Annotated in this window: 23 protein-coding genes; 10 read left to right on the plus strand and 13 right to left on the minus strand. The window is 66.5% G+C overall.

Annotation, left to right across the window (positions count from 1 at the left end):
• Positions 1 to 17 precede the first annotated feature (17 nt).
• From KB874_RS21040 to KB874_RS21055, 4 genes are all read left to right on the plus strand, one after another.
• The gene (locus KB874_RS21040) at positions 18 to 1019 is read left to right on the plus strand and encodes a ligase-associated DNA damage response exonuclease (protein WP_212538534.1); all 1002 of its coding nucleotides are present in this window, start codon (positions 18 to 20) and stop codon (positions 1017 to 1019) included.
• The gene (locus KB874_RS21045) at positions 1016 to 2608 is read left to right on the plus strand and encodes an ATP-dependent DNA ligase (RefSeq protein ID WP_212538535.1); all 1593 of its coding nucleotides are present in this window, start codon (positions 1016 to 1018) and stop codon (positions 2606 to 2608) included. The genes KB874_RS21040 and KB874_RS21045 overlap by 4 nt, the downstream gene beginning before the upstream one ends.
• 60 nt (positions 2609 to 2668) lie before the next feature.
• Positions 2669 to 3523 carry a hypothetical protein gene (locus KB874_RS21050; protein ID WP_212538536.1) on the plus strand — a complete coding sequence of 285 codons (855 nt, stop codon included), beginning with the start codon at positions 2669 to 2671 and terminating at the stop codon, positions 3521 to 3523.
• Between the two features lie 63 nt (positions 3524 to 3586).
• Positions 3587 to 5413 (plus strand): M3 family oligoendopeptidase, encoded by a 1827-nt coding sequence (locus KB874_RS21055; protein WP_212538537.1) that lies wholly within the window; start codon positions 3587 to 3589, stop codon positions 5411 to 5413.
• Positions 5414 to 5456: 43 nt separating this feature from the next.
• Here the strand turns inward: KB874_RS21055 and KB874_RS21060 are convergent, their stop codons facing one another.
• The 5 genes from KB874_RS21060 to KB874_RS21080 all read right to left on the minus strand — a co-directional run bounded on the left by KB874_RS21060 (position 5457) and on the right by KB874_RS21080 (position 7444).
• Positions 5457 to 5903, minus strand: coding sequence for a host attachment protein (locus KB874_RS21060; protein WP_212538538.1), 447 nt, complete (start codon positions 5901 to 5903; stop codon positions 5457 to 5459).
• A 100-nt stretch (positions 5904 to 6003) separates the two neighbouring features.
• Entirely contained in the window at positions 6004 to 6249 is a 246-nt protein-coding gene (locus KB874_RS21065) for a CDGSH iron-sulfur domain-containing protein (RefSeq protein WP_212538539.1), read from the minus strand.
• A 115-nt stretch (positions 6250 to 6364) separates the two neighbouring features.
• A complete protein-coding gene (locus tag KB874_RS21070) occupies positions 6365 to 6754 on the minus strand; it encodes a hypothetical protein (RefSeq protein WP_212538540.1) in 390 nt (129 codons plus the stop codon).
• Between the two features lie 13 nt (positions 6755 to 6767).
• A complete protein-coding gene (locus KB874_RS21075; protein WP_212538541.1) occupies positions 6768 to 7037 on the minus strand; it encodes a DksA/TraR family C4-type zinc finger protein in 270 nt (89 codons plus the stop codon).
• Between the two features lie 101 nt (positions 7038 to 7138).
• Positions 7139 to 7444, minus strand: a complete 306-nt coding sequence (locus KB874_RS21080; protein WP_212538542.1) for a DUF4389 domain-containing protein — start codon at positions 7442 to 7444, stop codon at positions 7139 to 7141.
• A 121-nt stretch (positions 7445 to 7565) separates the two neighbouring features.
• Here KB874_RS21080 and KB874_RS21085 point away from each other — a divergent pair, with 121 nt between their 5' ends.
• A complete protein-coding gene (locus tag KB874_RS21085) occupies positions 7566 to 8075 on the plus strand; it encodes a glutathione peroxidase (RefSeq protein WP_212538543.1) in 510 nt (169 codons plus the stop codon).
• Here the strand turns inward: KB874_RS21085 and KB874_RS21090 are convergent.
• The 6 genes from KB874_RS21090 to KB874_RS21115 all read right to left on the minus strand — a co-directional run bounded on the left by KB874_RS21090 (position 8072) and on the right by KB874_RS21115 (position 12724).
• A complete protein-coding gene (locus KB874_RS21090; protein ID WP_212538544.1) occupies positions 8072 to 8317 on the minus strand; it encodes an HP1242/YdcH family protein in 246 nt (81 codons plus the stop codon). The genes KB874_RS21085 and KB874_RS21090 overlap by 4 nt on opposite strands.
• Positions 8318 to 8401: 84 nt before the next feature.
• Positions 8402 to 9070 carry a thermonuclease family protein gene (locus KB874_RS21095; protein ID WP_212538545.1) on the minus strand — a complete coding sequence of 223 codons (669 nt, stop codon included), beginning with the start codon at positions 9068 to 9070 and terminating at the stop codon, positions 8402 to 8404.
• A gap of 90 nt (positions 9071 to 9160) precedes the next feature.
• Positions 9161 to 10666 (minus strand): choline-sulfatase, encoded by a 1506-nt coding sequence (betC, locus tag KB874_RS21100; RefSeq protein WP_212538546.1) that lies wholly within the window; start codon positions 10664 to 10666, stop codon positions 9161 to 9163.
• Positions 10667 to 10812: 146 nt separating this feature from the next.
• Complete coding sequence (locus KB874_RS21105) at positions 10813 to 11010, minus strand: hypothetical protein (protein ID WP_212538547.1); 198 nt, start codon at positions 11008 to 11010, stop codon at positions 10813 to 10815.
• Positions 11011 to 11146: 136 nt separating this feature from the next.
• Positions 11147 to 12046 carry a DMT family transporter gene (locus KB874_RS21110; protein WP_249200708.1) on the minus strand — a complete coding sequence of 300 codons (900 nt, stop codon included), beginning with the start codon at positions 12044 to 12046 and terminating at the stop codon, positions 11147 to 11149.
• Between the two features lie 81 nt (positions 12047 to 12127).
• The gene (locus KB874_RS21115) at positions 12128 to 12724 is read right to left on the minus strand and encodes a LysE/ArgO family amino acid transporter (RefSeq protein ID WP_212538548.1); all 597 of its coding nucleotides are present in this window, start codon (positions 12722 to 12724) and stop codon (positions 12128 to 12130) included.
• 125 nt (positions 12725 to 12849) lie between these two features.
• Here KB874_RS21115 and KB874_RS21120 point away from each other — a divergent pair, with 125 nt between their 5' ends.
• Positions 12850 to 13557: a DUF5765 domain-containing protein gene (locus KB874_RS21120; protein ID WP_212538549.1), complete on the plus strand. Its 708-nt coding sequence runs from the start codon at positions 12850 to 12852 to the stop codon at positions 13555 to 13557.
• A 4-nt stretch (positions 13558 to 13561) separates the two neighbouring features.
• Here the strand turns inward: KB874_RS21120 and KB874_RS21125 are convergent, their stop codons facing one another.
• Complete coding sequence (locus KB874_RS21125) at positions 13562 to 14311, minus strand: hypothetical protein (protein ID WP_212538550.1); 750 nt, start codon at positions 14309 to 14311, stop codon at positions 13562 to 13564.
• 200 nt (positions 14312 to 14511) lie between these two features.
• Here KB874_RS21125 and KB874_RS21130 point away from each other — a divergent pair, with 200 nt between their 5' ends.
• Positions 14512 to 15441 carry a 3-hydroxyacyl-CoA dehydrogenase family protein gene (locus KB874_RS21130; protein ID WP_212538551.1) on the plus strand — a complete coding sequence of 310 codons (930 nt, stop codon included), beginning with the start codon at positions 14512 to 14514 and terminating at the stop codon, positions 15439 to 15441.
• 131 nt (positions 15442 to 15572) lie between these two features.
• Here the strand turns inward: KB874_RS21130 and KB874_RS21135 are convergent, their stop codons facing one another.
• On the minus strand, positions 15573 to 16322 hold the full coding sequence (locus tag KB874_RS21135; protein ID WP_212538552.1) for a YebC/PmpR family DNA-binding transcriptional regulator: 750 nt from the start codon (positions 16320 to 16322) through the stop codon (positions 15573 to 15575).
• Between the two features lie 112 nt (positions 16323 to 16434).
• On the opposite strand from KB874_RS21135, the gene KB874_RS21140 reads away from it, so the two are divergent.
• The 3 genes from KB874_RS21140 to KB874_RS21150 all read left to right on the plus strand — a co-directional run bounded on the left by KB874_RS21140 (position 16435) and on the right by KB874_RS21150 (position 19318).
• Complete coding sequence (locus tag KB874_RS21140) at positions 16435 to 17160, plus strand: glutamine amidotransferase (protein ID WP_212538553.1); 726 nt, start codon at positions 16435 to 16437, stop codon at positions 17158 to 17160.
• Positions 17153 to 17857 (plus strand): glutathione S-transferase family protein, encoded by a 705-nt coding sequence (locus tag KB874_RS21145; protein WP_212538554.1) that lies wholly within the window; start codon positions 17153 to 17155, stop codon positions 17855 to 17857. The genes KB874_RS21140 and KB874_RS21145 overlap by 8 nt, the downstream gene beginning before the upstream one ends.
• 87 nt (positions 17858 to 17944) lie before the next feature.
• Positions 17945 to 19318, plus strand: a complete 1374-nt coding sequence (locus KB874_RS21150) for an L-serine ammonia-lyase (RefSeq protein WP_212538555.1) — start codon at positions 17945 to 17947, stop codon at positions 19316 to 19318.
• The last annotated feature ends 3 nt before the right edge of the window (positions 19319 to 19321 follow it).

Below are 19321 nucleotides of genomic sequence, written 5' to 3' on the forward strand. Positions count from 1 at the left end.
CACCTATCTAGGGCATCATGGCCAATCCTGTCCTGACCTTTACCCAACAGGGTATCTTTTGCCCAGCGGGCGATTTCCACATCGACCCGTGGCGCCCGGTCGGCCGCGCGCTGATCACCCACGGCCATGCCGACCATGCCCGGCCCGGCCACGGCGCCTATTTGGCCACCCATGCTGCGCTACCGGTGATCCGGCATCGGCTGGGCGACATCCGGGCCGAGGGTATCGCCTATGGCGAACGGCGGCGGATCGGCGATGCGGTGGTCTCGTTCCACCCGGCGGGGCACCTGCCCGGCTCAGCCCAGGTGCGGGTCGAAGTGGGCGGGCAGGTCTGGGTTGTCTCGGGCGACTACAAGCTCGAGAGCGACGGGCTGTCTGAACCCTTTGAACCCGTGCGCTGTCACGCCTTCATCACCGAGTGCACATTCGGCCTGCCAGTCTTTCGCTGGGCACCGCAGGCCGAGGTCGCGGCCGAGATCAACGCCTGGTGGGCGGCCAATGCGGCCGAGGGGCGGACCTCGATCCTGGGAGCCTATTCGCTGGGCAAGGCGCAGCGCCTGCTGTCACTGGTCGATCCGGGGATCGGCTCGATCCTGACTCATGGCGCGGTCGAGAACACCAATGCCGTGCTGCGCGCGCAGGGCTATGCGCTGCCCGACACGGTCGCCGTCACGCCGGACACGAAGGGCAAGGATTTCCCCGGCGCGCTGGTCATCGCGCCGCCCGCCGCGCTGGGATCGGCCTGGGCGCGGCGGTTTGCCGGGGCCTCAACCGGTTTTGCTTCGGGGTGGATGCGGCTGCGCGGCGTTCGGCGGCGCCGCGCGGCGGATCGGGGTTTCGTCATCTCGGATCATGCGGACTGGGATGGGCTGCACCAGGCGATCCGGCAAACAGAGGCTGAAAAAGTATTTGTAACCCACGGTTACACGGATATCTTCAGTCGCTGGCTTAATGCGAATGACTGCTCTGCGCAAGTCGTCCCGACCGAGTTCGGCACGGACGAGGAGGACGCGGCATGAAGGATTTCGCGACGCTGTTTACCCGGATCGACCAGACGACGAAAACCACAGTCAAGACAAGGGCCTTGGCGGATTTCTTCAAGACCGCCAACGATACGGACAAGCTCTGGACCATCGCGCTGTTTTCCGGTCGCCGCCCGAAACGGGCGGTCACCACCACACAGCTGCGCGAATGGGCGGCGGAGCGCGCGGGCCTTCCGCTCTGGCTGCTCGAGGAAAGCTATCCGATCGTGGGCGACCTGGCCGAGACGCTGGCGCTGATGCTGCCGCCCGCCGAAAAATCGGAGGATCGCCCTCTAACCTACTGGATTTCAGAACTTCTCACACTTCAAGCCTTGCCGCTCGAGGATCGTCGCGCCCGCATCCTCGACGCCTGGGATCGGCTGGAGGCGACCGAACGCTTCCTGTTCAACAAGCTCATCACCGGCGGCTTCCGCATCGGCATCAGTCAAAAGCTGATGACCCGTGCGCTGGCCCAGGCAACCGGGCAGGACGAAGCGACCCTCGCGCTGAAGCTGATGGGGGCCTGGACGCCAGAGACCGCCAGTTTCGCCAGCCTGATCGAGGCCGACGACCCGCAGGCCGACGACAGCCGTCCCTATCCGTTCTACCTCGCCTACCAGATGGACGGCGGTCCCGACCCGCTGGGTGATCCGGCCGACTGGCAGGCGGAGTGGAAATGGGACGGTATCCGCGGCCAATTGATCCTGCGCGGCGGCGGCCATCACCTGTGGTCTCGGGGCGAAGAACTGATCACCGACCGCTTCCCGGAACTGGCTCGTGCCACGGATTTCCTACCGCAGGGCACCGTGATCGACGGCGAGATCGTGACGTGGGATGGCACACAGCCCATGCCATTCGCCACCCTGCAACCGCGCATCGGGCGCAAGAGCGTGCCGAAGAAGCTGCTGCGCGAGGCACCGGTGTTGATGCTGGCCTATGACCTGCTGGAGCAGGACGGCCGCGACCTGCGCGAGGCACCTTTGGCCGACCGCCGCGCGGCGCTGGATGCGTTGCTGGCGGGCCTGCCGCCAGACGCGCCGCTGCGCCCCTCGCCGCTGATCGCTTTCGACGACTGGCAGACCCTGACCGAGACGCGCGGCGAGGCCCGCGACCGCCACGCCGAGGGCGTCATGCTGAAACGCCGGGCCTCGCCCTATCTGGCCGGGCGCAAGAAGGGCGATTGGTGGAAATGGAAGCTCGACCCGCTGACGGTGGACGCGGTGATGATCTATGCGCAGCAGGGCCATGGCCGCCGCGCCAACCTGTTCACCGACTTCACCTTTGCGGTGCGCGACGGCAACGACCTTGTCCCCTTCACCAAGGCCTATTCCGGCCTGACCGACGCCGAGTTTGCCGAAATCACCCGCTGGGTGCGCAAGAACACGTTGCAACGCTTTGGCCCGGTGCGGCAGGTGCGGCCCGAACACGTGTTCGAAATCGCCTTCGAGGGGATCCAGGCCTCGCCCCGACACAAGTCCGGCATCGCCCTTCGCTTTCCCCGCATGGCGCGGTGGCGCCACGACAAGAGTGTGGACGAGGCCAATACGCTGGACGACCTGCGCGCCTTGCTGGCGGCGCATGGCTGACATGGCTTAACCCCGCCCGGTTTCCGTGGCAGACTGAGGCCCCGGACCCGAAAGGTGACCATGACCCGACCCGCCATTTTCGCCCTGTGCCTGAGCCTTGCCGCGCCAGCCGCCCTCGCGCAGAGCCTCGACATCGAGGGTCGCGTGGGCCTGGGGCTGACGGATGCGCGAGGCGACAGCTGGATCGCGCCGGTGGACATGACCGCGACCTGGCGCCTGGGCGCGTATGCAGCGGTGGAGATCGGAACATTTGCCTATGGCATGCCGGGAAAACGTCCGCATGAAACCTACGCTGCGCTGCACTGGGGCGATCTGCGCCTCGGCGTGGTGCGCCCGGCCTATGACGCGGTGCTGATCTCTGTTTTCGAAGAGACCGCGCCGCACCGGGCCTATGCCGAGGCCGAGACGACCCGCGCCCACACCACGACCCGCGCCATGCGGGTGAACGCCGTGCCGGTGGGCCTGTCCTACGACCGGCAGGACGGGGCCACCTGGTGGGGCCTGTCGCTGCATTCCGACGCCAAGGGTGCGTTTTCCAGCGCCACCGCCGCGATCCGCGGGCAGGAGGGCGCGTGGACCGTCGCCGCGGCGGTGGAGTCGGTCCATGCCGAGGGCGCGATTCGGAACAACACCAAGCTTGGCCTGCGCTGGAAAGGGGCCCGGATCGAGGCCGGTCTGGCGGCCTTTCACCCCGATGCATCAAGCCAGCCCGACGCGCTGGCGCTGGACCTGCACTGGCAGGCGAGCGACCGCCTGCGCCTTTCGGCCCTCGCCGAGACGGCGCGCGGCACGGCCCCCGACACGGGTGGCCTGGCCGCGACCTGGGCGCTGTCGCCCGGCCTGACCCTGTCCGGCGCCGCCCTGCACGAAGGCGACCGCGACAGCGCGCACCTGACGCTGACCCGGCGGTTCTAGCCCGCGCTGGTTGCCAGCCGCCTGTCCGGGCCATATGTCAGGGGCAAACGACACGAGGACGCCATGCAGAACATTCCCAGCCCCCGCCCGCTTTTCGACGCCAGTGCCGCAGGCGGCGCCCGCAACCTGGGCGACCTGCCCGAGTGGGATCTGACAGACCTTTACGCCGATCCCGACGCGCCCGAGCTCAAGCGCGATCTCGACTGGCTGGAAAAGGCCTGCGCCGATTTCGCCGCAGATTACGAGGGCAAGCTGGGCACGCTGGACGCGGCCGGGTTCCTCGAGGCGGTGCACCGGCATGAAAAGATCGAGAACATCGCCGGCCGCATCATGTCCTTCGCGGGCCTGCGCTATTACCAGCTGACGGTTGACCCCGAACGGACGAAATTCCTGTCCGACTGCCAGGAAAAGATCACCAACTTCACCACGCCGCTGGTTTTCTTCACGCTGGAACTGAACCGGCTGGAGGATTCCTTCCTCGACGGTCTTTTCTCGGCGAACGACGACCTCGCGCGCTACAAGCCCGCCTTCGACCGCATCCGCGCGATGAAACCCTACCAGCTTTCCGACGAACTGGAGAAATTCCTGCATGACCTCGGCGTGGTGGGCGACGCCTGGGAGCGGCTGTTCGACGAGACCATCGCCGGGCTGGAGTTCACCGTCGATGGTGAAGAACTGAACATCGAGGGCACCCTGAACCTGCTGACCGAGCAGGAGCGCAGCAAGCGCCAGGCCGCGGCCGAGGAACTGGCCCGCGTCTTCCAGGACAACATCCGCACCTTCGCCCGCGTGCACAACACCCAGGCCAAGGAAAAGGAGATCCTTGACCGCTGGCGCAAGATGCCGACGCCGCAGACCGGACGCCACCTGTCGAACGACGTCGAACCCGAGGTGGTAGAGGCGCTGCGCAACGCGGTGGTCGCCGCCTATCCGCGCCTGAGCCACCGTTACTACGAGCTGAAACGCAAGTGGCTAGGCCTCGACGTGATGCAGGTCTGGGATCGCAACGCGCCGCTGCCGATGGAACAGACCCGCACGGTAGGCTGGTCCGAGGCCCGCGAGACGGTGATGACGGCCTATGCGGGCTTCGATCCGCGCATGGCCGAGATCGCGACACCGTTTTTCGAAAAGGGCTGGATCGACGCAGGCGTGAAGCCGGGCAAGGCGCCCGGCGCTTTCGCCCATCCCACGGTGACCACCGTGCATCCCTACATCATGCTGAATTACCTCGGAAAACCGCGCGACGTGATGACGCTGGCGCATGAACTGGGACACGGCGTGCACCAGGTCCTGGCGGCAGGACAGGGCGAGATGCTGGCCTCGACGCCGCTGACGCTGGCCGAGACGGCAAGCGTCTTCGGCGAGATGCTGACCTTCCAGAAGATGCTGGAAAAGGCGAAGGACGACAAGGAACGCAAGATCCTGCTGGCCGGCAAGGTCGAGGACATGATCAACACCGTCGTCCGCCAGATCGCCTTCTACGATTTCGAGTGCAAGCTGCACGCGGCGCGGCGCGGTGGCGAACTGACGCCGGACGACATCAACGCGCTGTGGATGAGCGTGCAGGCGGAATCCCTCGGGCCGGCCTTCGACTTCATGCCGGGATACGAGACCTTCTGGGCCTATATCCCGCATTTCGTGCACTCGCCCTTCTATGTCTACGCCTATGCCTTCGGCGACGGCCTGGTGAACGCGCTTTATGCCGCCTACCAGGAGGCGCCGCAGGGCTTCCAGGACAAGTATTTCGACATGTTGAAGGCTGGCGGGTCAAAGCACCACAAGGCGTTGCTGGCCCCCTTCGGGCTGGATGCCACCGACCCGAAGTTCTGGGACAAGGGCCTGTCTATGATCGAGGGCTTCATCGACCAGCTCGAGGCGATGGAAGGCTGATCAAAAGCGGCGCCGGACAGACCGCCCGGCGCCTCTTGCCATCTCAGAACGCCGCCACATCCTCGAAATGGCGCGGCAGGTCGTTCGTGGCCACGTGGACCAGATCCTTGTCCATGTCATGGGTGATTGCGACGCCCGACTGTTTCGCCAGCGCGGCGCGCAGGGCGCCCAACATCTTGGCCGGGGCCGAAACCATCAACCGGTCCTGCCCGCCCTTGCCGATGACGCGCGCAACCTCGTCGGCCAACGCCGCGGCGAACCGGCCCCGGTTCAACTCTTCGGACGAGGTCGCGTCTTCCATCCCGTGCCGCGCCACGCCCGGCGCCGCTTGGGAACGCCCGGGACCGGACGTGTAAGCGGGCTCTAACCCCGCCAGCCCCTCGGCCGTCAGGTGGGACAACTGATGCAGCCCCTTGCCCACGCCATCATTCTCGAGGAGGCGCGCCTCGCGGTCATTGGCCAGCAAAAGAACAGTGCGAACCGGTTTCATCCCTTTTCTCCCTTTGGATACCCATCAGGAGAAGGATAGCGCCCCCGGCACACCACCACCTTGACCCTGCGCAAATCGCAGCAGGGTCACTGGCTGGAGGTCACAGCTTCGAATGCGAGCCGTCGCACAGCGGCGCGCGGGCCGAGTGCTTGCAGCCGCAGAAGAACGCCTTGCCATCCTTCTCCGCGGTATACTTGACCGGCGAGAATTCCGTGCCCTTGTGCGAACCGTCGCAGAACGGCTGGTTCTTCGACTGGCCGCAGGCACACCAAAAATAGGATTTGCCCGCTGCCACGTCGATGGCATAGGGCGATTTCTGTGCGATGATCGGGGTTTCGTCGGCCAAGGGCTTTCTCCTGTCTGGCTTGGGTTTCGGCCCAAACAGCTAGCGTGCTACAGGCAAAGGCAAGCCACCCCGGCGGACGGGACTGGCTGGGTCAACGGGCGCCGCAGCGGCAGCCCTATCGCCGCGCGAACCAGTCTGCCGCTCGCCAGATCACCAGCAGAGACACGCCGACACCGGCAAGGCCGCGCATGAACGCGCCGTTTTCCCAGATCGGCCGGCTGGTCCAGAGCGCTGTCATCAACAGATCCAGCGGCCAAGCCAAGATGCGCCACGCCCACTCTATCACACCCGACGAATACGTCGCGCCGGGGTGGATCAGATAAGTGGCACCGGCACAGAAAACGCCTGTAAGGACATAGCCGCCGGCAACCAGTAGCCCGGCACTGACCGCATCTTCTGACTGTACGCCACTCGCCCTGACAGCCGCCCGCCAGATGCGGAGCACGACAAAGGCGTATGCCGCCAACAGGACGAGGAACGCGGCGACGAAAAGCGGGATGGCCATGCGGCTTTCGCCCCTATTTCAGCTGCGAGTCCTTCGATCCGCGCCGGTTGATCCCGCCCCGGCGCAACTCGCGGCCCTGCCGCTCGGCGGCGCAGTCGATGCACAGCTTGACGCCGGGAATCGCCTGCCGCCGCGCCTCGGGGATCGGCTCATCGCAGTCGGCGCAATGGGTCAGGCTTTCGCCCACCGGTGCGCGGCGGGCCTTCATCCGCGCGAGTTCCTCGGCGATCGAGGCCTCGATCTGCTCGTTCACCGCGCCGTCGCGGCTCCACCCTCCGGCCATTCGGGCCTCCCCCTCGTTTAGCAGACCAGCCGCGCCGCTTCATCTTGCCCGACAAACTCCCGCCGGAGGCATCCGAACGCAGCCAGCGGCGCTGCAGCCGGTCAGTCAAGCTCTGTCCAGGGCCACGGCTTCACCTCCGAAGCCGCAGTCTGATAGCGCGCAGCCTTGGCCATCCAGATCCCCAGGTCGGTGCCGAAATCGGCCAGCCGCTCGTTCGGCTGGCGGTTATTCACCAGCATGATGATCAGTTGCACCACCGTCGCGACCGTCAGCACGGTCTGCGCGAGGCTCAGCATCAGCCAGATCAGCAGCATGTAGGCCAGCCGCGCCGGCATTGGTTCGGCCCGGGTCGGCGGCTGTTCGCCGTTGATCCGTCCGTCGACCTTGTCCTCTTCGCTGGGGCTCATGGCACCCTCCCGTTACGGTCACGCTTGCGTGAGAGACTAGCCCAAAGCGCCCCCTTGCGCCAAGCGCGCCCTTGATCCCGCCGACTGCCCGCTATCCTCTTGCCCAACAAGGAGACAGATCATGCTGCGCATCTTCGCCCTGCTCGCGACGCTTGTCGCTTCCCCGGCGCTGGCCGGGTTCACCTTTGCCAATATCGACGGCGGCACGATCGACCTCGACGATTTCAAGGGGCGGCCGGTGCTGGTGGTCAACACCGCCTCGCGCTGCGGCTTTACCCCGCAATATGACGGGCTCCAGGCGCTGTATGACCGCTACCGCGACCGGGGCCTGGTGGTGCTGGCGGTGCCGTCCAACGATTTCCGGCAGGAACTGGCCTCGGCCGAGGAGGTCAAGGAATTCTGCGAAGTCAATTTCGGCCTCGACATGCCCATGACCGACATCACGCCGGTCACTGGCGAGCAGGCGCACCCATTCTTCAAATGGATGCGCGAGGCACATGGATATGCCCCGCAATGGAATTTCAACAAGGTGCTTCTGGATGGCGAAGGCCAGCCCGTGGCGACCTTCGGGTCGATGACGCGGCCCCTGTCAGGGCCGATCACCGACCGGGTCGAGGCGCTGCTGCGCTAGGCCTTCTCGGCCGTCAGCATCGCGTAAATCTGATCCTTGAGCGCGGCGCGCTGCTTCCGCAGGGCGGTTTCGGCCAAGTCCTCCATAGGCTCGATATTTGTCTCGGCGCGGTGAATCTGACGGTTGAGGTCGTGGTATTCCTCAGCCAATCGGGCGAAATGCGCGTCGTGCGTCTTCAACTCGGTGATGCGGGCGGCGAGGTGCGGGAATTCCTCGTGCAGTTCGTGGGGTGTATGGCTCATCGCGGTTCCTTTCTGTCCTTTGCCGAAGGACAGTCGCATCCGGTGGCGCCGCGAACCTTGACCCGGATCAAGTCGGCCCGAATTTCATCGCCGCGCCCGGCGCCAGCCCGCATCCCGCGCCTCGGTCTCCGAACAGAACCAGCGTTCACCCTTGGCGGTGTCGATCCGCGTCCGGGAATACCAATCCTGTCCCGGCACGTGATAGATGCGCTTGCCGTCGGAACTGATGTTGCCCTTGATCGTGCAGCCATCCGGCGCGACACCAGCACTTACCGCGGGCAGATCGCGGCGGAAGGCCCGGAAATCGGCCGGCAGCGTGACATCGGCACCGTGCAGGCCGCGCCCTTCGACGACGGCCGACTTCTCGTCGAGGTCATAGTCCATCGAGTAGCGGCGATACGCAAAGGCCAGCCCCTCGCGCACCAGGACCCGGCCCATGTCCTGCCCGTCCACCATGCAGCGCGCCACGGCGCGGCCATAGCGGTCTGTATCGACGACCGCGCAATCTGCCCGCGCGCCCTGGAACCGCGCCCGCACCTCGGACGTGACCCAGGCGCCGCAGGCCCAAAGCGGGCCGTTGCCGCCCGCACCGCACATCTGGTCCGATTCCGGCGCGTCGATGCCATGCAACCGCACGGACCGGCCCGCAACCTCCAGCGTGTCGCCATCCTTGACCCGGATGGTTCCGTCGATACGCTCCGCGGCCGCCAAAGGCGACGCGAGCAGCGCGACAATCATCAACCATTTACCCATGTCTCCAAGATCGGAGGCATGGAACCCGCGTTCAAGCGTTAAGATTAATTAATCTTAAGAAAGTGTTAACGTAGCGTGGACGATCCCGCCTCACTCGCCACGCGGGAATCGCTTGCTCTCCTCCAGCACGTTCAGGTCCATGTGGTTGCGCATGTAACGCTCGGATGCGTCGCGCAACGGCTGGAAATCCCACGGGAAATAGCCGCCCTGCCGCAGCGCCTCGTAGACCACCCAGCGCCGCGCCTGGGATTGGCGGACCTCGGAATCGAACCGCTCGAGGTCCCAGCGCTCGGCGGCCATGATGCGGAACTGTTCCAGCACAGCGGCGCGGGCCGGATCCCCGGCAAGGTTGGTCAACTCGTGCGGGTCGTCCTCGAGGTTGAACAACTGCTCGGGGTCCAGCGCGCAATTGGTGTATTTCCACCGCCCCTGCCGCAGGCAGACCAGCGGCGCCTCGGACGCCTCGGCAGCATATTCCATCGCCACCGGCCCGCGCCGCTGCGCGCCCTGCATCAGGGGCACCAGGTCCTCGCCCTCGGTCCAGGGCATGACCTCGTCCATCGAGACGCCGGCCAGCGCACACAGCGTCGGACACAGGTCGATGGTCGAGACCGGCGCGCCGACCCGCCGCCCGTCCTGCCCAGGCACCGCGATCATCAGCGGTACGCGGGCCGACCCCTCGTAGAAGTTCATCTTGTACCACAGCCCGCGCTCGCCCAGCATGTCGCCGTGATCGCTGACGAAGACGACGATGGCCTCCTGCCGCGTGTCATCGAGCACCTGCAACAGCCGCCCGATCTTTTCGTCGAGATACGAGATGTTGGCGAAATAGGCCTGCCGCGCCCGGCGGATCATGTCCTCGGTGATGCTGTAGCTGCGCCAGTCGTTAGCGTCGAAGATGCGCCGGCTGTGCGGGTCATGATCCTCGTAGGGCATGGCCGGCACCTCCGGCAGCAGGTGCTCGCAATCCTCGTACAGGTCCCAGAATCGCTTGCGCGCCACGTAGGGGTCGTGCGGATGGGTGAAGCTGACCGTCAGGCACCAGGGACGCGCATCCCCGCCCCGCGCGAGGTCATACAGCTTCTGCTCGGTCTGAAAGGCCACGTCGTCATCGTATTCCATCTGGTTGGTGATCTCGGCCACGCCAGCGCCCGTCACCGAACCCATGTTGTGATACCACCAGTCGATGCGCTCGCCCGGCTTGCGGTAATCCGGCGTCCAGCCGAAATCGGCGGGGTAGATGTCGGTGGTCAGTCGCTGCTCGAACCCGTGCAACTGGTCCGGCCCGACGAAATGCATCTTGCCCGAGAGACAGGTGAAATAGCCCGCCCGCCGAAGATGATGCGCATAGGTCGGAATGTCCGACGCGAATTCGGCGGCGTTGTCATAGACCCGCGTGACGCTGGGCAATTGCCCCGACATGAACGAGGCCCGCCCCGGCGCGCATAGCGGACTGGCGGTATAGGCGTTGGCGAACCGCGCCGACCGCGCCGCCAGCGCCCGCAGATGTGGCACATGCAGCCAGTCCGCCGGACCGTCGGGGAACAGCGTCCCGGTCAACTGGTCGACCATGACGATCAGGATATTCGGTTTCATGCGCGCCTCCCTGCCCTCGGGCGAGAGTGTCGCGCGCCGTGCCCGCCGTCAATCGGCAGCCACTTCCGGCTTCCTTGTGCCGCAAACAGGGGCAGTCCAGGGGACAAGGCGCCCTGGCCACACTCCGGCTGGCCGCATCCGGCCGGTCAGACCGCGATCGTGCCCAGGACCCGGTTCTGCGGCAAGCGCGCAACCTCGACCCCACCCTCGGTGCGACGCAGGTTGTAGCCATAGCCGCGCATCCGAAAGCGCCACTCGCTCTCGCTCAGCACCTTGCGGCGTTCGGCCAGAAGAAAGGCCATGATCTCGGTCATGTCGTCAGTCAACTTGTTCTCGGCAAACATCGTATTTCTCCCGCTGCGTTCAGCCGTTCAATGAGATCACGCTGATTCATGATTGGGGCAGGACTGTGCCGAGGCCGGGGATTCTTCGGGAAACGGCGACAATCCCCGATCGAGCCGGGGATCATGCACCCGACCGTCACAACTTGGTCGCATGCTCCACCGGGGTGATGCGTTTTTTCAGCACCGCCTCGCGCCAAGTAATGAACAACACCGCCCCCAAGATCAGCGTGCCGCCGGCAATCACCCATGGGTCGATCGGCTCGGCAAAGAACAGCGCGCCAATGGCGACCGACCAGACCAGTTGCAGGAAGGTGACGGGCTGCGTCACCGTCACCGGCGCTGCGGCGAAGGCCAGGGTCATCGTGTAATGCCCGGCGGTGGCGAAACTCGCCACGGCAAAGAGGATCGCCAGCGCCCGCCAGTCGGGCCAGACCCAGACAGAGATCGCCAGCGGCGCCAGCCCGATGGTCACCGTCACCGACAGGATGAAGACCACCACCGTCGCCGGCACCTCGCCCGACAGGATCTTGGCCAGCAGGTAGGACACCGCAAAGAACAAGGCCGTGCCCAGCATCGCCACATGGCCAGGGTCCAGTTCGCGAAAGCCGGGCCTAAGGATGACCAGGGCTCCTGCCAGCGCCGCGAGGATGGCCAGGATGCGTCGCAGGGCCAGCGTCTCGCCCAGGAAGAAGACGGCGAGGATCGTGACATAGACCGGATTGAGATAGTTCATCGCCGTCACCTCGGCGATGGGAATGCGTGTCATGGCATAGAACCACAGCACGACGCCCCCGGTATGGGTGATGCCCCGCAGGGTGAACAGGCGCCATTGCCGGGCGGTCAGCCGCGTCTGGCGCATGGCGGGCCACATCGGGATCAGAAAGACCAGCCCCAGCAGATAACGCAGAAAGGCCGATTCCGATGCCGGGATGGCACCGCCCAGCAGCTTGACCAAGGCCGTGACCATGACAAAACACAGCCCCGTCACCGCCATCCAGAAGATGCCCCGGCCGGGGCTGTATTGCGTCTCGTCCATAAGGACGGGTTTAACCGCCGGCGCGGCAGTGGCAAGGGGGCGGGGCGCAACCCCGCCTTGCGCCATGGAACAGCCCCGCGCTCAACCGCCCCACAGCAGCTTGGCCGCGATGGCCCACATGGTCAGGCCCACCAGCAGGTCCAGCCCCTGCCAGGCCCGCGGCCGTGAAAAGAGCGGCGCCAGCGCCCGCGCGCCGAATCCCAGGCTGAAGAAGAAGGCGAAAGACGCGGTCATCGCGCCCAGCGCAAAGGCCAGCCGCGGCTCGTATTGCGCCGAGACGGCACCAAGCAGCACCACGGTATCAAGATAGACATGCGGGTTGAGCCAGGTCAGCGCGAGACAGGTCAGCACCGCCGAGTGCAGGCTCTGCGCCTCGGCCCCGGCAACCAGCACCTGCCCGCCGCGCCAGGCGCTGCGCAGGGTGCGCGCGCCGTACCAGATCAGGAAAACCGCGCCGAAGACCCGCATCCAGAATTCCAGACCCGGCACCGCCTGCGTCAGCGCGCCGAACCCCGCCACCCCCGCCGCGATCAGCGCCGCGTCTGACAGCGCGCAGACCAGAACCACGGGCAGAACATGCGCCCGCCGCAGACCCTGCCGCAGGACAAAGGCGTTCTGCGCCCCGATCGCCAGGATCAGCGAAAAACCCAGAGCGAATCCCGCGAAAGCCGCCTGCATGCCCTGCCCCTTCCTGTCCGTCGGCAGCCGGGTGCCATTTTGCTGCGCAGTGTGCAAGCGCCCATGGGCTTGACCCGACCGGCGTCGCGCCGCAGGGTCGGCGCAGCGTTCGGAAAGGAGCCGCCATGTGCTGGAGCGAAGGCGTCTCGGTCGCCATGGTCGGCCTTGGCACGGCGGCAACGCTGGTCAGCGCCCGCCGCGGCCTGCCCCGCGCCATCCCGGCCACGCTGGCATTCTTCACGCTGATGGAGGCGTTGCAGGTCGGCGGCTACTGGGTGATCGACCAGTGCGGCACGGCGGAAAACCGCATCGTCACGCTGCTGTCCTATGTCCATATCGCGGTGCAACCCATCTTCATCAACGCCTTCGCCATGGCCATCGCACCGCGGCCCGTTTCGGCCGGAATGCGCCGGGTGGTCTATGCCCTCGCGGCGCTGGCGACGGCGATGCTGCTGTTCCGCCTCGCCCCCGTTTCCTGGGCCGGGCAATGCCAGCCGGGCGACGTGCTGTGCGGCCCGTTCCTGTGCACACGCTCAGGCACCTGGCACCTGGCCTGGGAGGTGCCGTTGAACGATCTCTGGGGCGGGGTCAGCGGGCTGTTCGGCGACGCGATCCAGTTCCCCAGCTACATGATCGCAGTCTTCGTGCTGCCGCTGGCCTATGGCGCATGGCGGTTCGCGCTGTTCCATCTGACCTTCGGGCCGGTTCTCGCATCGCTGCTGACGACCGACCCGAACGAGATGCCGGCGATCTGGTGCCTGACCTCCATCGCTCTCGTGCTGGTGGCACTCTGCCCGCCGATCCGCACGCGCGTCCTTGCCGCCCCGGCCTAGGCGCTCAGCCGTCCCGCCGCGGTGGCAGCAGCAGGTATTCGATCAGCACCCCGGTGCGGAACGGCAGACGGTCCTTGCGCTCGGCCAGCTGGCGCACTGTCATGCGCCGCCGCCGCACCACCGCCCGCGCCACGCGGAAATCGAACCGCCGCTTGGCCTCCAGCCAGTGCCGGGGCAGCAGGCGGCGCATCCCCCGCCACAGCCACGACAGCTGGAGAAAGGCCAGCAGCTTGAACAACGATTTCTGCGTGCTGGCCCAGATCGCCTTGGCCAGCCCCGCCGCCCCCGCCGCCAGCCAGAACGGCAGCTGGACCGAGAACAGCACCAGCCACAGCCCCAGCGACGTGACCGACAGCGCCAGCGTGGCAAAAAGCACGATCGCCCAGGCGAGCGCCTTTTCCACCGGCCCCAGCCCCGCGAACCAGCGCATCAAGGAGTCATAGGTCTGCTGAACGCTGGCGAGATAGCCCGCCAGGAACAGCTTGATCCGGCGTATCAGGGCGCGGCCGAACACCATCGGCACGGCAACCGAGGTGATCCATTTCTTCAGCAGCTCGACGCGAAAGAACGCGACCCACTGCGCCTTGAGCCAGATGAGCAGCGCAGGCCATTCCACCATCGCCAGTTTCTTGGCCAGCACCTTGACCTGGACAAGGATCAGCCCCAGCGCGATGACCACGTCACGCCCGAAATACCACGTCGCCAGCGCCGACAGGCCGACGACAAGGATCAGGAGGACGATGGCGCGCAGCATGGGTTCCGACAGTCTCCCCGCGGGTTTCAAACGGCCCTGAAAAACGGGCCGACGACGATTTGCAAAGTTTCGGGGATATTCCCCGGGAAGCCCAGAGGCAGGCCACGCGCCAGACAGGTTTTCCCGCCTGGCCGCGTCGCAAGGGGGCTACAACTTCGGACCGGATCACGCGAAGCTGTCCCGAAATCGAAAGGTTCGGCATGAGCGACTTTGAAACCGTGGGAATCGTCGGCGGCGGCCTGATCGGCATGAGCTGGGCAAGCCTGTTCCTGGCCAGGGGATGTGACGTCATCGTGGTCGACCCGGATCCCGAAACCGCCAGACGCCTGGAGGATTTCCTGCCCAAGGCCTGGGCCAATCTGACGGCATTGGGCCTGACGAACAGCGAAACCTGCCCGGCGCCCGTCGTGACAGACGATGTCGCGGCACTGCGGCCCGTTGATTACGTGCAGGAAAACGGTCCCGAGCGCCTCGAGGCCAAACGGGCGATCATCGCGGAACTCGAGGCGGTGATCAGGCCCGAGGTCGTCATCGCGTCAAGCACATCATCGCTCTGCGCCAGCGACATGCAGACCGGCGCCCGGGTCCCTGGCCGCATCCTCGTCGCACATCCGATGAACCCGCCGCATCTCGTGCCGATGGTGGAACTCGTCGCAGGACGGGAAACGTCGGAGGAGGCGGTGGCCGTCGCCGAGCGGTTCTATGCCCGGATGCAGCGCGTGTGCATCCGCGTGAAACGCGAAGTCCCGGGTCACCTGGCCAATCGCCTCACCTCGGCCCTGTTCCGCGAGGCGGTCCATCTGGTTGCCGAGGGGATCGCGGATGTCGAGGATATCGACAAGGCCGTTGCCTATGGACCCGGACTGCGTTGGGCCCTGATGGGGCCGCATCTGACCTATCACATGGGCGGCGGTCAGGGCGGATATCGCGGCTACCTGGACCACCTTGGCCCGACACAGGAAGAGCGCTGGAAGAGCCTTGGAAACCCGACACTGACCGAGGCGGTAAAGGCGGCGCTGGTCGCGGGCGTGGACAACGAACTCGCCGATATGGACGAAGCGACGCTGACCGACAGACGCGATGCGGCCCTAGTCGAGTTGCTCAAGCTGAAGGCCGCACACCGTCTCTAGGGCTCGAAGAGCCACGGCGGGTTCAGGAGAAGGACCTCACCGGGGGGCCAGACCAGGGCGTAGCGGTTGCCCCCAAGGGCCGACTGCGGCGGGCTTCGGTCGAAACCCGCCGACAGGTTTCGTGTCGCGGCTCAGGCGTTCTCGAGCTGCGCCATGACCTCGTCGGAGGCCTCGAAATTGGTGGTGACACGCTGCACGTCGTCGTCATCCTCCAGCGCCTCGACCAGCTTCATCAGCGACTGCATGTCCTCGACGCCCAGTTCGGTGGTGGTCGACGGCTTCCAGATCAGCTTGGTCGATTCGGATTCGCCCAGCGCCTCTTCCAGCGCGGCGGCGACCTCGGCCAGGTCGGTGTCCTGGCAATAGACCACGTGGCCTTCCTCGTCGCTTTCGACGTCCTCGGCACCGGCCTCGATCGCGGCCATCATCACCGTGTCTGCGTCACCGACCGAGGCCGCAAACACGATTTCGCCCTTGCGTTCGAACATGAAGGCGACAGAGCCCGTCTCGCCCAGGTTGCCGCCGTTCTTGGTGAAGGTCGAGCGCACGTTGGATGCGGTGCGATTGCGGTTGTCGGTCATCGCCTCGACGATCACCGCGACGCCGTTCGGGCCATAGCCCTCATAGCGGATTTCCTCGTAATTGTCGCCCTCGCCACCGATCGCCTTCTTGATGGCGCGCTCGATGTTGTCCTTGGGCATGGACTGCGCCTTGGCTTCCTTCACCGCAAGGCGCAGGCGGGGGTTCTTGTCGGGGTCGGGGTCGCCCATCTTGGCGGCGACGGTGATTTCCTTGGAGAACTTGGAAAACAGCTTGGCCCGCACGGCGTCCTGACGCCCCTTGCGGTGCTGGATGTTTGCCCATTTGGAATGGCCGGCCATGTGGTTGCCTCTTGGGTGTGGTGTGCGCAAAACTGCGCCCTCTTAGCGCATGCCCCCCGCGCTTGCCAAGGCCGGGCTTGGCAGGCCGCCACCCACGCGGTAACGGAAGGACATGGCACGGTTCCTGCTGCTGCAACTCCGCCCCGAGACGGAAGCCTCGGACGACGAATACCACGCCTTCCTGGACAAGGGCGGGCTGGACGCCGCGCGCGTCCACCGCATCCGGCTGGACCGCGAGGATCTGCCGCGGGGGCTGGACCCTGCCGATTACGCCGGAGTCATCGTCGGTGGCGGGCCGGGCTGCGTCTCGGACCCGCCCGAGACAAAGGATCCGGTCGAGGCGCGGATCGAGGCCGCCTGCCTGTCGCTGATGCCCGCGATCACCGCGCAAGACATTCCCTTCATGGGCTGCTGCTATGGCATCGGCATCCTGGCGCATCACCTTGGCGCCGAGGTATCCAAGGCCCGCTATGGCGAGCCGGTGGGGGCCGTGACCTGCCGCAAGGTGGGTGACGATCCGCTGCTGGCCGCCCTGCCCGACCGCTTCGACGCCTTCGTCGGCCACAAGGAGGCGGTGCAGGCCCTGCCGCAGGGAAGCGTGCACCTGCTGGCAGGCGAGGGCTGCCCGTTCCAGATGATCCGCCACGGGCAGAACGTCTATGCCACGCAGTTCCACCCCGAGGCCGACGCGGCAGGCTTTGAAACCCGCATCCGCATCTACAAGGACCGCGGCTATTTCCCGCCCGAGACCGCCGGCGACCTGATCGCCATGTGCCGCGCCGCAGATGTGACCTGGCCCGCGCGCATCCTCGAAGGGTTCGTCCGTCGCCATGGCTGACTACCGGCTGCATTATGCGCCCGACAATGCCTCGCTGGCGGTACGGCTGGCGCTGGAGGAACTGGGCGCTCCATATGCGACCCGTCTTGTCGACAGGGCCGCGAAGGCGCAGCAGGGCGCGGTCTATCGCGCGGTGAACCCCGCCGGGTTGATCCCCGCGCTGGAGACGCCGGATGGCGTGATTTTCGAGACCGGGGCGATCCTGTTGTGGCTGGCCGACCGGCACGGGCGGATGGCGCCCCTGCCGGGCGATCCGGCGCGGGGGGACTTCCTGAAATGGCTGTTCTTCACATCGAACACGCTGCACCTGATGCTGCGCATGAGTTTCTATCCGGGGAAGTTCGTCGGTGACGACGCCGCGGCGCAGGCGGCGCTGTGCGCGACGCTACGGGCGTGGCACGCGGTGGACATGACCCTGCCCCGCGCGCTGCACCTGCTCGACACCCATGTCGCCGCGCGCGGCCCCGGGCCGGACATGCTGGATTGCTACCTCGCCCCGCTCCTGCGCTGGTGCGCACTCTATCCTGCGGGCGGCACGGCGTGGTTCCGGCTGGCCGACTTCCCGGCGCTGGCGGAACTGGCCGCAAGGATGGAGGCGCGCCCTTCGGGCCAAGCCGCCGCCCGCGCCGAGGGGCTGGGGCCAACCCCCTTTACCGCGCCGCGCCCCTGCGACCCGCCCGAGGGCAGTGCCACCTGACAGGCCGCTTGTCCGCTGTCCCAGGTCGTTTTCCGGCGTGGAACCCGGCCCGATCCGGCATAGTTACCCGACAAAGGAGTCGCGCGCATGTTCCTGTCCGTTTTCGAGATGTTCAAGGTGGGCGTCGGCCCGTCCTCGTCGCACACGATGGGGCCGATGGTGGCCGGGGCGCGGTTCCTCGATCGGCTGCGCGCCGCGCCCTTCACCGCGCATGGGCTGAAGGCCTCGCTGCACGGGTCTCTGGCCTTTACCGGTGTCGGCCATGCCACAGACCGAGCGACGGTGCTGGGCCTCGCAGGGTTCACCCCCGCCGAGTATGACCGCGACAAGGCCGATGCCGCGCTGACCGCGATCCGCCAGGACAGGCGCGTTACGCCCGACGGCCTGCCACCGCTGGCCTTCGACCCGGAGCACGATCTGCGCTTTGACTTCGAGCGCACGCTGCCGGGGCACGCCAACGGCATGATCCTGATGGCGACCGACGCGCAGGGCGACGTGATCCTCCAGGAGACCTATTACTCGGTCGGCGGCGGGTTCGTCCTGACCGAAGGCGAACTGGCGGCGGGCAAGGACACCGATGACGGGCCGCCCGTTCCCTACCCGTTCAAGACCGCCGCCGAGATGCTGGAGATGGCGCAGGCCAGCGGCAAGACCATCGCTCAGATGAAACGTGCTAACGAGATCTCGCGCGGCGGGGCCGATGGGCTGGACCGGGGCGTGGCCCGGATCTGGCAGGTGATGGCCGATTGCATCGACCGCGGACTGGAAGGGGACGGCATTCTGCCCGGCGGGCTGAAGGTGAAACGCCGTGCCCGCGCGATCCATCAGCAATTGCTGGCGGAACGGGGCATGAACCTGACCGCGCCGCACACGATCAACGACTGGATGAGCGTCTATGCCATGGCGGTCAACGAAGAGAACGCCGCCGGCGGGCAGGTCGTGACCGCACCCACCAACGGCGCGGCGGGCGTGGTGCCGGCGGTGATCCGGTATTGGCTGGACCATGTTCCCGGCGCAACGGCCGCGCGCATCCCCGATTTCCTGCTGACCGCGGCGGCGATCGGCGGACTGGTGAAATACAATGCCTCGATCAGTGGCGCCGAGGCCGGCTGCCAGGCCGAGGTCGGATCGGCTGCGGCGATGGCCGCGGCGGGGCTTTGCGCCGTCATGGGCGGGACGCCCGAACAGGTGGAAAACGCCGCCGAGATCGCGCTGGAGCATCACCTCGGCATGACCTGCGACCCGGTGAAGGGCCTTGTGCAGGTACCCTGCATCGAGCGCAACGGGCTGGGCGCGATCAAGGCCGTCTCTGCGGCTTCGCTGGCCCTGCGCGGGGACGGCACGCATTTCGTGCCACTCGACGCCTGCATCGAGACGATGCGACAGACCGGGCGCGACATGCACGCGCATTACAAGGAAACCTCGCTGGGCGGTCTGGCAGTGAACGTGCCGAACTGCTGACGG

The organism is Thetidibacter halocola (assembly GCF_018224955.1).
In the GTDB taxonomy this organism is placed as follows: Bacteria; Pseudomonadota; Alphaproteobacteria; order Rhodobacterales; family Rhodobacteraceae; genus Thetidibacter; species Thetidibacter halocola.

What these genes read in the sequence shown, in the direction of transcription:
- KB874_RS21045 (WP_212538535.1), top strand. Translation starts at nt 1,016, where the DNA reads ATGAAGGATTTCGCGACGCTGTTTACCCGGATCGACCAGACGACGAAA.
- KB874_RS21120 (WP_212538549.1), top strand. Translation starts at nt 12,850, where the DNA reads ATGTGCTGGAGCGAAGGCGTCTCGGTCGCCATGGTCGGCCTTGGCACG.
- KB874_RS21110 (WP_249200708.1), bottom strand. Translation starts at nt 12,046, where the DNA reads ATGGACGAGACGCAATACAGCCCCGGCCGGGGCATCTTCTGGATGGCG.
- KB874_RS21130 (WP_212538551.1), top strand. Translation starts at nt 14,512, where the DNA reads ATGAGCGACTTTGAAACCGTGGGAATCGTCGGCGGCGGCCTGATCGGC.
- KB874_RS21075 (WP_212538541.1), bottom strand. Translation starts at nt 7,037, where the DNA reads ATGGCCGGAGGGTGGAGCCGCGACGGCGCGGTGAACGAGCAGATCGAG.
- KB874_RS21125 (WP_212538550.1), bottom strand. Translation starts at nt 14,311, where the DNA reads ATGCTGCGCGCCATCGTCCTCCTGATCCTTGTCGTCGGCCTGTCGGCG.
- KB874_RS21060 (WP_212538538.1), bottom strand. Translation starts at nt 5,903, where the DNA reads ATGAAACCGGTTCGCACTGTTCTTTTGCTGGCCAATGACCGCGAGGCG.
- KB874_RS21095 (WP_212538545.1), bottom strand. Translation starts at nt 9,070, where the DNA reads ATGGGTAAATGGTTGATGATTGTCGCGCTGCTCGCGTCGCCTTTGGCG.
- KB874_RS21135 (WP_212538552.1), bottom strand. Translation starts at nt 16,322, where the DNA reads ATGGCCGGCCATTCCAAATGGGCAAACATCCAGCACCGCAAGGGGCGT.
- KB874_RS21115 (WP_212538548.1), bottom strand. Translation starts at nt 12,724, where the DNA reads ATGCAGGCGGCTTTCGCGGGATTCGCTCTGGGTTTTTCGCTGATCCTG.
- KB874_RS21050 (WP_212538536.1), top strand. Translation starts at nt 2,669, where the DNA reads ATGACCCGACCCGCCATTTTCGCCCTGTGCCTGAGCCTTGCCGCGCCA.
- KB874_RS21090 (WP_212538544.1), bottom strand. Translation starts at nt 8,317, where the DNA reads ATGAGCCATACACCCCACGAACTGCACGAGGAATTCCCGCACCTCGCC.
- betC (WP_212538546.1), bottom strand. Translation starts at nt 10,666, where the DNA reads ATGAAACCGAATATCCTGATCGTCATGGTCGACCAGTTGACCGGGACG.
- KB874_RS21055 (WP_212538537.1), top strand. Translation starts at nt 3,587, where the DNA reads ATGCAGAACATTCCCAGCCCCCGCCCGCTTTTCGACGCCAGTGCCGCA.
- KB874_RS21085 (WP_212538543.1), top strand. Translation starts at nt 7,566, where the DNA reads ATGCTGCGCATCTTCGCCCTGCTCGCGACGCTTGTCGCTTCCCCGGCG.
- KB874_RS21150 (WP_212538555.1), top strand. Translation starts at nt 17,945, where the DNA reads ATGTTCCTGTCCGTTTTCGAGATGTTCAAGGTGGGCGTCGGCCCGTCC.
- KB874_RS21070 (WP_212538540.1), bottom strand. Translation starts at nt 6,754, where the DNA reads ATGGCCATCCCGCTTTTCGTCGCCGCGTTCCTCGTCCTGTTGGCGGCA.
- KB874_RS21140 (WP_212538553.1), top strand. Translation starts at nt 16,435, where the DNA reads ATGGCACGGTTCCTGCTGCTGCAACTCCGCCCCGAGACGGAAGCCTCG.
- KB874_RS21040 (WP_212538534.1), top strand. Translation starts at nt 18, where the DNA reads ATGGCCAATCCTGTCCTGACCTTTACCCAACAGGGTATCTTTTGCCCA.
- KB874_RS21080 (WP_212538542.1), bottom strand. Translation starts at nt 7,444, where the DNA reads ATGAGCCCCAGCGAAGAGGACAAGGTCGACGGACGGATCAACGGCGAA.
- KB874_RS21105 (WP_212538547.1), bottom strand. Translation starts at nt 11,010, where the DNA reads ATGTTTGCCGAGAACAAGTTGACTGACGACATGACCGAGATCATGGCC.
- KB874_RS21145 (WP_212538554.1), top strand. Translation starts at nt 17,153, where the DNA reads ATGGCTGACTACCGGCTGCATTATGCGCCCGACAATGCCTCGCTGGCG.